Origin of the sequence: Paenibacillus dakarensis, assembly GCF_001373415.1 — a bacterium.
Lineage (GTDB): Bacteria > Bacillota > Bacilli > Paenibacillales > Paenibacillaceae > Paenibacillus_AQ > Paenibacillus_AQ dakarensis.
On record NZ_CDSE01000039.1, the window covers coordinates 30,322 to 43,039 of the forward strand.

The window sequence follows — 12,718 nt, forward strand, 5'->3', positions numbered from 1 at the left end:
TTCGCACAAAAAATAAAAAAATAGCGTAATGCGGCAGGAATTCAGCAAGCTGTCCAGAATATCCTTGTAAGGTAATTCGGATTATGCCGATAGTTACTGTAAGCAGTGTTACAGACTTTTACTTTTCTGATAATTGGGAGGATTTAAAATTATGAACAAAACAGATCTGATCAACAACATTTCCAGCAAAAGTGGATTGACTAAAAAAGACGTAGAAAACGTCCTGAACGGTTTCCTTGGTGAAATCACTGACGCTCTTGCTAGCGGCGACAAAGTACAATTGATCGGCTTCGGTACATTCGAAACTCGCAAGCGTGCAGGTCGTACAGGCCGTAACCCGCAAACGGGCAACACGATTGAAATCCCTGAATCTAACGTTCCTGCATTCAAAGCGGGCAACAAACTTAAAGAAGCTGTAAAATAATGCGTGTCGATAAGTTCCTTAAAGTATCGAGGTTAATCAAGCGGCGTACCGTAGCGAAAGATGTATCCGACCAAGGGCGGGTGTTGATCAACGGCCGTGAGGCCAAACCGAGCAGCACAGTCAAGGTGGGCGACGAGATCACGGTCCAATTCGGCCAAAAGCTGGTCACAGTCCGCGTCGAGCGTCTTGCTGAGACGACCCGTAAAGATGAGGCAGCAAGCCTTTATACCTTGGTTAAGGAAGAACCGATCGTCAAGGATAACGGATTGAACTGGTAGGTCCAATCTGTTTCAGGAGCACCCCTTCATATAATTGAGGGGGTGCTCTTTTTGTGTGTAACGGCAGTTCTAAAGACAGGCCATACCCCATAAGCTAGTTCTAAAAGGAGGGGTACATGCCATGATCGACCAAGGAAAGGGTAAATCTCATGAGCTGCGGATGCAAAACCGTAAGCTGCTTGACATCACGGGCGTCCAAAATGTGGAGAGCTTTGATAGTGAAGAATTCCTGCTTCAGACTGAACTTGGGCATTTGACCATTCGGGGCCAAAATTTACATATTAAAAATCTGAGTCTGGAAGAGGGTCTTCTGTGTATAGAAGGATTAGTACACTCTCTTATCTACTTGAATCCCGGGTCCCAGACCAAAAACAAGAGCCTCTTCGGCAAGCTGTTTAAATGAATCCGCAAACGCAGTGGATCACGCTGCTCTGGATGATATTTTCCGGAGCAGCCATGGGACTGGCCTATGACAGCTACCGGGTGCTGGCTGGCCAGCTTCGTTTTCCTAAATGGTCTCAACACGCGCTTGATTTAGGATACTGGATCGCAGCAGCATTATTTGTATTCCGAATGCTGTATGATACGAACCATGGCCAACTGCGATTTTATGTGTTTTTGGGACTCTTTTTAGGGGTTTGGATCTATTTTTTAATATGGAGTGTTATAACCAGGCGTTTTGTGGTAATGTTAATTCAGGTGGCAAAACGCTTGCTGTCGGTTTTAATGACGCTGTTTCGCGTGTTGGTCCTTAATCCAATCAAGGGTATTCTATACCTGCTGAAAGGCATGCTTAAGCTTCTATGGAGATTAGTCATGTTCCTTTTACGTGTGGTGCTCGGATGCCTTAGGCCTCTGTGGAAACTTCTGAAGTGGATGCTGAGACCTATCACATCACGTGTGAAAATGCCCGTTTGGGTTAAACATGTGGCGGACAAGGTTATAAAGGTGTGGAAACGCTGGTTTTAGGAGGAATGAGTCATGGGAAGATTTGCTGAACAACCGAAGCAGGCTCCCCACAAGACAATAAAGAACAAGGGCGTACTTCGGCGCAAAAGAATGTATATGGCCGTCATGGCGCTGTTTTTGATCTGGGCAGGTTCAACGCTCTGGTCTCAACATGTTCAAATCCAGAACCGAAGTGACATTCTGGCACAGAAGCGCACAGAACAGCAAGCTGTACAAGATTCATGGAACAAGCTGAATTTTGAGGTTGAAAGGCTGCAAGATCCCGAATATATCGGGCAGATCGCCAGGAAGAAGTTCGGTCTTTACCCACCGGCAGAGATTCCAATTATTCAATCGCAGAAACAGAATGAATAATGTTGGCGAAGCCATGACATACGTCTGTTGACCTCTTTTAGGTCATTGGGTATAATCAAATCACCGCAGTGAGATTCAAGAAATCGGACTGTATATTTTTAAGGGAGGATCATTTTATTCTATGGCAATTGAAGTGGGCACCAAGTTAGAGGGCAAGGTGACAGGTATTACGCATTTTGGAGCATTTGTGGATCTGTCAGGAGGTGTCACGGGTCTCGTTCACATCTCGGAGATCGCCGACAACTACGTTAAGGATGTCAACGATCACTTGAAGATCAACGATGTCGTTACCGTGAAGGTGATTAATGTCGACAAGGACGGTAAGATCGGTCTTTCGATCAAGCAAGCTGTTGACAAGCCGGCTTCCGAAAGTCGTCCACCCCGCGCACCAAGACCAGAGCGCAGCGGCGGCGGAGAACGATTCGGAGGTGGCGGTGGAGGATATAACCGTGAACGCGGTGGACGCCCGTTTAAGCCTGCGGCCAGTAAGCCTTCATTCGAGGATAAAATGTCACGTTTCCTGAAAGACAGTGAAGAACGTATTTCTTCGCTGAAGAAGAATACAGAGGGCAAACGCGGAGGACGCGGAGCCAAACGGATGTAATTTGCCAACATATATAAAGCTACCGCAGAGGGAATTAACCTTCTGCGGTTTTTTTGTCGCGTGATACAAGGGTACGACATGTTCCTACGTGATTTACGGGTTTAAATAGATAAATCAAAATAGGAAGGCGCCCCAATTCGGGAAATATATTTAACCAAATTATGGTTAATGTTACATCTGCATGTAACTGTATCAAGGGTTTGAGCTTACTTACCCGAGTTTTCGCAAAGGCATGCTTTTTTGTCGGAAATTTCTTTAGGGCATGTCCGGTGTTCTGACAAACTTTCCCGGCCGTGTGGTTTTATAATGGGACCTAACAAATTCGTGAAAGAATGAGGTGCCAGGGTGATGGGGAAAAGGAACGTGGTTATGTTTCCGGGAACAGAAGCGGCAAAGGGAGAGGCGGGAGTTATTCATACCCGCTTGATTGAACGTATGGGACAGTTGTCCTTCTTAAAGCGACCTCTTGATCTGCTGGCCGCTAAGAAGTGGATGATTTTATTGACCTTTATGGGTTTTCTGCTCGGCAGAGCGATGATTCTGAATGAGTTATCCCCGTTTGCAGCTGCCTATTTTGCCGTGATCGCATTTATGCGCAGAGATTATTTACTTCCGGTAGGAGTGGCCTTAATTGCAGGAAGCCTGTTCGCCTCTGGTCAAACGACACTGATCATTCCGGCAGAGCTCATTATCTTTTACGCCATACTCAGAGGGCTGGAAACTTATGAACGGGCAGAATTGTCGTACGCACCAATGATGGTATTTGTATCTACCTTCGTGGTGAAGCTGTTCGGGCTGTTAATCGGCCCATCCCTGACCTGGTACACCATGATGATGATGACGCTGGATGCCGTGCTTGGATTCGTGCTGACCCTGGTGTTTATCCAGGCGATTCCGGTATTTACCTTACGCAAAAAAAATTATGTGCTTAAAAATGAGGAAATTCTCTGCCTTATTATTCTGCTTGCTTCCGTGATGACCGGGGCTGTAGGCTGGGTTATTCAAGGAATGTCTGTTGATCATATACTCTCCCGTTACCTGATCCTGCTGTTTGCCCTGGTTGGCGGCGCTCCGCTCGGTGCGTCTGTTGGGGTGATGACGGGTTTGATCCTGAGCCTCGCAGATATTTCAGCATTCACCCAGATGAGCCTGCTTGCATTTTCAGGGATGCTCGCCGGCATGCTGAAGGAAGGCAAGAAGGGTGGTGTTTCCTTGGGAATGCTGCTCGGAGCAACGATACTGTCTGTTTACTTTAACAACCCTGGTCAAGTGATGATCTCTACATGGGAAACCTGTATAGCGATTGGATTATTCCTGATTACGCCAAAAATTGTGACAAGGGCGATCAGCAAGTATGTCCCAGGCACACAGGACCATACCAAATCGCAGCATGAGTATGCCAAAAGGGTACGGGATTTAACGGCAGAACGGGTAACTCAATTCTCCAAGGTATTCCGGCAGCTATCCCAAAGCTTCGGGCAAACGACAGGGACGATTCAGCCTCCGGGAACACAGACCGAGGAGATGAATCATTTCATGGACGCAGTTGCAGATGGAACCTGCTCCGCCTGCTTTAAACGGAACCATTGCTGGGATGCCAAGTTCTATCAGACCTATAAGTATATGACTGACATGATGACGAGGATCGAAGAGAATCCGGATACAGAGGCTAAAGATCTCCCGCAGGCATGGGACAGGATATGCGGCAAGAAAGATGAAGTCCTTGGTGTCCTGAAGCAGCAATACCATCTCTATCAACATGATATGCAGTGGAAGCGTCAAATATTCGACAGCCGGCAGCTGGTCGCAGAGCAATTATCCGGCGTATCGCAGGTTATGGAGGATCTGGCGCGGGAGATTAAACGGGAAAGTCAGACCATGCATATTCAGGAGGAGCAAATTCGGGAGGCTGTGCAGCATCTTGGCCTATCCATTCAAGGGATTGATATTATAAGCCTCGATTCGGGCCATGTGGAAATTGAAATCATTCATGCTTATACGAGAGGATATGATGAATGCCGCAAAATTATTGCGCCGCTTCTTTCCGACATTATCGGGGAGCATATCGCCGTCGTTGAAGAGACGGTAACTCATCCGCGTGACGGACTCGCTACGGTGCGCTTCGGTTCAGCGAAGACGTTTGAAATTACAACGGGGGTGTCCGCAGCAGCCAAAGGAGGAGATTTGCTGTCAGGAGACAGCTTCAGCACGGTTGAGCTCGGCAATGGAACTTTTGCGGTGGCACTAAGTGACGGAATGGGTAATGGGGAGAGAGCGAGAATGGAGAGCAGCTCCGCACTGAATATTTTGGAGCAGCTGCTGCAATCGGGCATGGATGAGAAGCTTGCGATTAAATCGGTGAATTCGATTCTTATGCTTCGTTCACCGGATGAAATTTATGCAACAGTGGATATGGCTCTGATTGATCAATACTCGGCTCAGACTATTTTTATGAAAATAGGCTCCGCTCCAAGCTTTATTAAGAGAGGAAACGAGGTTATTCCTGTCACAGCCAGCAACCTTCCGATTGGTATTATTCAAGATATTGAGGTGGATCTCGTTTCTGTGCAGCTGCAGGCGGGTGATGTGCTGATTATGATGACGGACGGTATATACGATGCACCGGGCTATGCTGTAAACAAGGAGCTATGGATGAAGCGGATGATCCAGGAGATAGGCGGGTCAGATCCTCAGGAGATTGCCGATTGCTTGCTCGAAAAGGTGATTCGGTATCAACAAAATCAAATCCATGATGATATGACGGTTGTGGTAGGACGAGTCGATCATTTTCATCCGGAGTGGGCAAACGTCCATATACCCGGTTTTGCACGGATGGAGCGGCCGCGAACGGTAAGCTGACTATGATGGCGACCGAACCCTTCTATTCTTTTAATTGTCGTTTGAACTCTACAAAAATGGGAATGATAGAGAGTAGACGATAGATTAATAAAGTGACGGGAGGGTTTCGAATATGAAACAGATATTACTCATCACAGACGGCTGCTCTAATGTTGGTACGAGCCCGGTTATGGCAGCTGCTTGCGCACTGCAGGAAGGGATCACGGTTAACGTTGTCGGCATCCTTGACTATGGAACCATTGGAGAGCTGGGCGCAAGGGAAATCCAGGAGATTGCGAAGGCTGGCGGAGGGATTCACCGGATTGTCGGCACCCCCGAGCTTGCCAGAACGATGCAAATGTTAACACGTAAAACGGTTGTTCAGACGATACAGCAGGCTGTAAATAAAGAGATTCGGCAAATATTGGGAGGAGGAGGGGCAATTGAGGAACTTCCGCCAGAGAAGCGATCTCAGGTGGTTGAAGTGGTAGATGAGCTTGCTGAAACCTCTCCTCTTCAGGTAGCACTCTTAATCGACGCCAGTGCCAGTATGAAGCCCAAGCTCGGTGCAGTGGAGGAGGCTATCCGGGATTTGATGCTCAGTCTGAAATCACGGCTTGGTTCAAGCAAAATTGCGGTATTTCACTTTCCTGGACGCGGGAGCGGTGAAGATATCGTAAAGGATGTGGATTGGACTTCTGACTTGGACGGTGCCAGATCTTTATTTCACAGGCTTCAGATGAAAGGTGCGACTCCGACAGGACCGGCCATGCTGAAGGTGATTGATTATTACCGTTATGGTACACTAGAGGGTAATCAATCATGGCGGGGTGATTCCAGCCAAGAGGAAGGGATATTCGGTGACTACGTTGTCTAATGCCGGTTATCCGCCGGGAACTGTCATTACAGGGAAGTGGCGGAAGAGTCGATACATCGTGGAACGGATGTTAGGCAAGGGGGCTAACGGCAGAGTCTATCTCGTCCAGCAGCCCGGTTCCTCTGAGCGGTATGCTCTGAAAATGGGTTATGATGCGCTGGATTTGCAATCGGAGATTAATGTACTCCGTACGTTAAGAGAGAAGATGCCGGATGCATTTTTAGTAGAGGCTGACGATCATCAGGACAGCAGCGGAGAAGTGCCTTTTTATGTTATGCGTTATATTGAGGGGAGTCAGCTTCAGCGGTTTGTACGTGTCAGGGGGAAGGAATGGCTTGGCCTGATAGGACTCAAGCTGCTCGAGAAGCTGATTGTACTTCACAGATCGGGTTACATCTTCGGCGATCTAAAGCCGGAGAATGTTATCGTATCCGCCTACGGTCAAGTCGAATTGATTGATTATGGCGGCGTTAGCGCAGCCGGACGAAGTGTGAAGCAGTTTACGGAATGGTATGACCGCGGATATTGGAATGCCGGAAGCCGGACAGGCGATGAGTCCTATGATCTGTTCTCGTTTGCCGTGATGTGTATTCAGCTGCTGGATGAAGAGGCGCTCAAGTCAGCCTCCGCACAGCTGCCGCAAGTACGAAGCGTTGCTGATCTTCAGGCTGTACTGCGAAAGAGCCCGCAGCTCAGGCCGTATGCCTGCTGGCTGTCCCAAGCTCTTGCTGGTGAGTTCGCAGATTCACGGGAAGCGTTGAACCTTTGGAAAAGCACGGTGTATGCTCCGTCACGAAGGAGCGGAGGATATGAAAAAGCCCCGCGATGGCTCAAGAATTCTTTTATCATGTCGCTCATTGTTTTAGGCTGTGCTCTTTATTTATTCCTTCGGCCCTAGGTGATATATGATGATTGCTCAGGATTCAGCCTTTGTTACCGACATAGAAAAAAGGGGATAAGCAAAATTGGAACAGGACCATTTGAAATCCATTATTGAACGTGTCGAGGATGCTGCATGCGAGAAGCAGCTGTGGGCTGCAGGTGACGTTATCGTTGTTGCTGTTTCCGGTGGCCCGGATTCTGTGGCTTTGCTGCACGTTCTTCATGAGATTTCAAGCCATAGCACACCGCTTCAATTGGTATGTGCTCATGTACATCACGGATTTCGGCAGGAATCGGATGAAGAAGCGCTCATGGTGCAGCGCCTTGCTGAAAGCTTAGGAATTGCTGTGGAGACCGCTTATATTGATGTGCCTGCATATATGGAGGAAAGCGGGAAAGGTGTTCAGGAGGCAGCACGGGATAAGAGATATGAATTTCTTTTTAAAACAGCTGCTAAATATGGAGCAAGCTCTATTGCGCTGGCCCATCATGCTGATGACCAGGCAGAAACGGTGCTGATGCGCCTGCTGCGCGGAACAGGCCCGTCCGGCCTCTCCGGAATGAAAATCAAAAGATTTCAAAATAATATGAAACTGATCCGTCCGTTCCTTCGTATTAACAAGATGGACTTAGTCAAGCTATGCGATGAGCGCGGTTATTCATATGCGGTCGACGGCAGCAACATGACGACCAAATACCGCCGCAATGCTGTTCGTTTGGAGGTGCTTCCGTTTCTGGAGCAGTATAACGGCCAGATATCCAACTCCCTCAATCAGCTCGCTGAGGTGTCTGGGGAGGAAGATGATTTTATGGAGCTTGCTGCGGAGAATGCTTACCGTTCCTGCGTACAGGAGATCGATGGAAGGCTCGTATTCGACGCGCCTTCCTTTTTGGGCTTACATGTCGCTTTACAACGGCGTTTGATTAAACTAATATTAAATTATCTGTCGGCAGACCAGGAAAACTCCGATTTTATTAAAATTGAAGCGGTTCGCCAAGGGGTTTTGCGGGATAATCGGTCCAATTGGCGTCTGGATTTAGGAGGAGGCTTGACCTGTATCCGCGAATACGGGAAGATCAGTTTTACCCCTAAGCCGCCTGCAGTACAGAAAGGCTACATATATCAGCTTTATTCTCCTGATGGCCCCGACCTGGTTTTGCCGGAAATCGGAAAGACTTTGAGGATAACACGTATGGATGGAGAAGGAATGAGGGATGCCATTAAAAGGTCCTCATTTGAGGCATTCTTTGATGCGAATCAGCTTGCCTTCCCTTTGACTGTACGTTGCAGAGAGCCTGGAGACAAGATGAAAGTCATGGGATTAAACGGCAGCAAAAAGGTGAAAGATATTCTCATTGATGAGAAAGTGCCTCCGTCTGTCCGTCCCAACATTCCCATCGTATGTGATGCCTTAGGGAGCATCCTATGGATTCCAGGTGTAAGACGTTCTATTCACGCCGCCGTAGGGCGGCATACATCATGTATTCTCCGCATACAACTCGTGAATGCGGAGGGAGTGTAAAATCTCGGAATGGCCTATTTTACACTTTCATAAGTATAAACACGTAGGAGGTTCTCACAGTTGCAGAATGACATTCAAGAAGTACTCATTAGTGAAGAGGAAATTCAAACAAAGGTTAAGGAATTAGGGGAAAAGCTAAGCGCAGAATACGCGGGACGCAATCCTTTAGTGATTTGTGTTCTCAAGGGTGCGTTTATTTTTATGGCTGATTTGGTTAAAAACATTACAGTACCTATTGAGCTCGATTTTATGGCGGTTTCGAGTTACGGCGCTTCAACAAAGTCATCCGGGGTCGTTAAAATTATTAAAGATCTTGATGTATCGGTTGAAGGCAGAGACGTACTGATTGTTGAGGATATTATTGACAGCGGACTGACACTCAGCTACTTGATTGAGCTGTTAGAGAACCGTAAGGCGAAGTCCGTTGCCGTGGTGACGCTGTTTGATAAACCTGCACGCCGGACTGTCCAGATGCAGGCGGATTATACCGGGTTTACCATTCCTGATGCTTTTGTTGTAGGATACGGTCTTGATTATGCCGAGCATTACCGGAACCTTCCTTACGTCGGGGTTTTAAAACCGGAGATTTACAGCAACTAAACAACCATGCTGGCTCACAGATCTCTGCTCCGTCCCGCCTTGTTGAGATGGTTAGACAGGCTGTGGTAAAATATCTTATGTGTCTTTGAGAGGAGGTAGGGGATGAATCGGTTCATCCGGAATTCTGGTTTTTATTTGATTCTATTTTTAGTCGTGGTGGGCATCGTACAATTCGTTACCAACGGCAACGAAGTAGCCGATACCCCTAGGTATGATCAGCTGCGGCAGGAAATTAAGGCCAACAACATAAAAGAAATAACAGCTCAATTTGACGGTTATGCATATCTTGTGACCGGTAAATATAATACACCGAAAGGTGAAAATAAGTCAGAGAACTTTTCGACCTATATTCCGGCTACGGACGACGCGCTGAATGAACTTGTTTCGGCGAGCGAACAGAATGGTATTGCATTCAACGTTAAGAAAATGGAAGGCCAAAGCATCTGGCTGACCTTGTTATCATCTTTTATACCGCTCGTAATCATGTTTATCCTGTTCTTCTTCCTGTTTAATCAGGCACAGGGCGGCGGCGGCAAAGTCATGAACTTTGGTAAGAGTAAAGCCCGTCTGTATAATGAAGAGAAGAAGAAGGTTACATTTGAGGATGTGGCTGGTGCTGACGAGGAGAAACAGGAGCTTGTTGAAGTCGTTGACTTCCTGAAAGATCCGCGGAAATTTAACACGGTAGGCGCTCGCATACCTAAAGGTGTGCTTCTTGTGGGCCCTCCAGGTACAGGTAAAACCCTCCTTGCCCGTGCAGTTGCAGGTGAAGCAGGTGTACCGTTCTTCAGTATCTCCGGTTCTGACTTCGTCGAAATGTTTGTCGGTGTCGGGGCATCACGTGTACGTGATTTGTTCGAGAATGCGAAGAAGAACGCTCCTTGTATTATCTTTATAGATGAAATTGATGCGGTTGGTCGTCAGCGTGGCGCCGGTCTTGGCGGCGGACATGACGAACGTGAGCAAACGCTCAACCAATTGCTCGTAGAGATGGATGGATTCGGCGCCAACGAAGGTATCATTATCGTGGCTGCAACGAACCGTCCGGATATTCTTGACCCGGCCTTGCTTCGTCCAGGTCGTTTCGACCGTCAGATTACGGTTGATCGTCCGGATGTGAAGGGCCGTGAAGCAGTATTGAAGGTACACGCTCGTAATAAACCGCTGACGAAGGATGTTAGACTGGACATTATTGCGAAGCGGACAACGGGCTTCACAGGTGCTGACCTGGAGAACCTGTTGAATGAAGCGGCACTGCTTGCAGCACGCCGCAATCGTAAGGACATCTCCATGAAAGAAGTAGATGAAGCGATTGACCGCGTTATTGTCGGTACTGAGAAGCGCAGCCGCGTGATCAGCGACCGTGAGAAGCGTATTGTAGCTTACCACGAAGCAGGTCATACGATTGTTGGATATTTCCTTGAGCACGCTGACATGGTGCATAAAGTAACCATTATCCCTCGTGGACGTGCCGGCGGATATGTTATCATGATGCCGAAGGAAGACCGCATGCTTGTAACGAAGCAGGAGCTTCTTGACCGTGTTACCGGTTTGCTTGGCGGCCGCGTAGCGGAGGAGCTGTTCATCGGTGAAATCGGAACCGGTGCTTATAGTGACTTCCAGCAGGCAACAGGCATCATCCGCAGCATGATTGTGGAATATGGTATGAGTGAGAAGCTTGGACCTATGCAGTTCGGTACATCCCAAGGCCAGGTGTTCCTTGGTCGCGATATCGGTCATGAGCAAAATTACAGTGACCAAATCGCTTATGAAATTGACCAGGAAATGCAGCGTTTCATCAATGATTGCTATGAGAAATGTAAACAGCTGCTCACAGAACATGCTAAGGAAGTTCATTTGATCGCAAATACACTTCTTGAGGAAGAGACACTCGAGCTTGAGCAAATCAAACAATTGATTGAGACAGGTTCATTGAGTAAAAAAGACTCAGAAGATGGCAGCGGTCAAGGATCATCCGAGAATGGTGAGCCTGTGATCGACAACATTGGTGATGTTCGCGTTCGGATTCAAGGTAAAGATGAGGCTGACCCAGCTACATCGACTGAAGAAATTCCGAATAACCCGTTAGACAACAATGATCCTGAGCGTAAGAATCCGGACGGCAAAACGCCTCCAAGCGGATCGGACAGTGGAAAAGACGGTTTGAACTAATAAAAGCGATAAACCTCGCATTCCGAATAAAAATAAAGAACCGGAGAACGATAATTCGTTTTCCGGTTCTTTTTGTGCTTCTTGTCACATTGACAGCATATCGAACCTTGTGTACATTTAGTGATAAACGACAGGTGCTTCGTTTCACAAAGGGGAAACAGGCATCTGGGGCAAGGTTGATCAGCGGCTCATAAAGCCGCAATACATAAGGGGAGAGGGTCAATCGTGGAAGCACTGGCACTGGAGCGAAAAGTGGAGCAAAACCGTGAATTGCGAGAACGCCTGATGCAGTTGAAAAAGGAGCGCAATGCCATTATTTTGGCGCATTATTATCAGCGGGATGAAATTCAGGAAGTGGCAGATTTTCGGGGAGATTCATTCTTGCTTGCACAGAAAGCTGCACAGACCGATGCAGATGTCATCGTATTTTGCGGTGTGCATTTCATGGGTGAGAGCGCAAAAATCCTGGCACCGAACAAGACTGTACTTATTCCTGATGAGCGTGCAGGGTGTCCGATGGCAGATATGGTTAACGTGGATGGGCTCCGGAAATTGAAAGCACAGCACCCGAACGCAAAGGTTGTTACATATATAAACTCATCTGCCGAGATCAAGGCGGAGACAGACATTTGCTGCACTTCTTCTAATGCTGTAAAGGTTATTCAGTCCGTAGATTCTGATGAAATTATATGGGTCCCTGATAAAAACCTAGGTCACTATGTTCAGCAGCATACAGACAAAAAGATGATTATCTGGGAAGGCTACTGTAATACCCATGACATGCTGACTGTAAAAGATGTGGTAGAGATGAAAGCCAAATATCCGAATGCTGAATTTGTGGTCCACCCGGAGTGTCGTCCTGAAGTTGTTGCCATGGGTGACTTTGTGGGAAGCACTACAGCGATTCTGGAATATTGCAGAGATTCATCCTGCAAGGAATTCATCGTAGGTACGGAGGATGGAACCGGATATCAGCTTCGTTTAGACAGCCCGGATAAAACCTTCCACTTTGCAACCAAGTTTCTTGTATGTCCAAACATGAAGGTGAATAACCTTAAGAAGCTGGTTAAATGTCTTGAAACCATGAAGCCGCAAATCTATGTACCGCCCGTTGTTGCAGATAAGGCTAGAACCTCTTTAGAGCGCATGTTACAAGTAAAGTAGCATGCGCTACTCTTCGCTAAAAGACAGGTGAAT

General features: G+C 47.5%; 13 protein-coding genes. All 13 read left to right on the forward strand.

Translation table 11 applies throughout. The features are described 5' to 3' along the window. The first annotated feature begins 151 nt into the window (after positions 1 to 151). Positions 152 to 424 (forward strand): HU family DNA-binding protein, encoded by a 273-nt coding sequence (locus BN1234_RS11070; RefSeq protein ID WP_054956725.1) that lies wholly within the window; start codon positions 152 to 154, stop codon positions 422 to 424. After that, positions 424 to 702: an RNA-binding S4 domain-containing protein gene (locus tag BN1234_RS11075; protein ID WP_054956726.1), complete on the forward strand. Its 279-nt coding sequence runs from the start codon at positions 424 to 426 to the stop codon at positions 700 to 702. The genes BN1234_RS11070 and BN1234_RS11075 overlap by 1 nt, the downstream gene beginning before the upstream one ends. Before the next feature lie 121 nt (positions 703 to 823). Next, positions 824 to 1,105, forward strand: a complete 282-nt coding sequence (gene yabP, locus BN1234_RS11080) for a sporulation protein YabP (RefSeq protein ID WP_054956727.1) — start codon at positions 824 to 826, stop codon at positions 1,103 to 1,105. Continuing rightward, the gene (gene yabQ, locus BN1234_RS11085; protein ID WP_054956728.1) at positions 1,102 to 1,671 is read left to right on the forward strand and encodes a spore cortex biosynthesis protein YabQ; all 570 of its coding nucleotides are present in this window, start codon (positions 1,102 to 1,104) and stop codon (positions 1,669 to 1,671) included. Before yabP ends, yabQ begins: the two co-directional genes overlap by 4 nt. A 12-nt stretch (positions 1,672 to 1,683) precedes the next feature. Continuing rightward, entirely contained in the window at positions 1,684 to 2,025 is a 342-nt protein-coding gene (locus BN1234_RS11090) for an FtsB family cell division protein (RefSeq protein WP_054956729.1), read from the forward strand. 121 nt (positions 2,026 to 2,146) lie between these two features. Beyond that, entirely contained in the window at positions 2,147 to 2,629 is a 483-nt protein-coding gene (locus BN1234_RS11095; RefSeq protein WP_054956730.1) for a S1 domain-containing RNA-binding protein, read from the forward strand. A gap of 348 nt (positions 2,630 to 2,977) precedes the next feature. Then, a complete protein-coding gene (gene spoIIE / locus BN1234_RS11100; protein ID WP_054956731.1) occupies positions 2,978 to 5,488 on the forward strand; it encodes a stage II sporulation protein E in 2,511 nt (836 codons plus the stop codon). A 112-nt stretch (positions 5,489 to 5,600) separates the two neighbouring features. Next, complete coding sequence (locus tag BN1234_RS11105; RefSeq protein ID WP_054956732.1) at positions 5,601 to 6,344, forward strand: vWA domain-containing protein; 744 nt, start codon at positions 5,601 to 5,603, stop codon at positions 6,342 to 6,344. Then, complete coding sequence (locus BN1234_RS11110) at positions 6,328 to 7,242, forward strand: serine/threonine protein kinase (protein ID WP_054956733.1); 915 nt, start codon at positions 6,328 to 6,330, stop codon at positions 7,240 to 7,242. The genes BN1234_RS11105 and BN1234_RS11110 overlap by 17 nt, the downstream gene beginning before the upstream one ends. 67 nt (positions 7,243 to 7,309) lie before the next feature. Next, positions 7,310 to 8,749, forward strand: a complete 1,440-nt coding sequence (tilS, locus tag BN1234_RS11115) for a tRNA lysidine(34) synthetase TilS (protein ID WP_054956734.1) — start codon at positions 7,310 to 7,312, stop codon at positions 8,747 to 8,749. A 60-nt stretch (positions 8,750 to 8,809) separates the two neighbouring features. Next, positions 8,810 to 9,349: a hypoxanthine phosphoribosyltransferase gene (hpt, locus tag BN1234_RS11120; RefSeq protein ID WP_054956735.1), complete on the forward strand. Its 540-nt coding sequence runs from the start codon at positions 8,810 to 8,812 to the stop codon at positions 9,347 to 9,349. Between the two features lie 102 nt (positions 9,350 to 9,451). Further along, a complete protein-coding gene (gene ftsH, locus BN1234_RS11125) occupies positions 9,452 to 11,521 on the forward strand; it encodes an ATP-dependent zinc metalloprotease FtsH (protein WP_054956736.1) in 2,070 nt (689 codons plus the stop codon). Between the two features lie 225 nt (positions 11,522 to 11,746). After that, positions 11,747 to 12,685 (forward strand): quinolinate synthase NadA, encoded by a 939-nt coding sequence (nadA, locus tag BN1234_RS11130; protein ID WP_054956737.1) that lies wholly within the window; start codon positions 11,747 to 11,749, stop codon positions 12,683 to 12,685. Positions 12,686 to 12,718 lie beyond the last annotated feature (33 nt).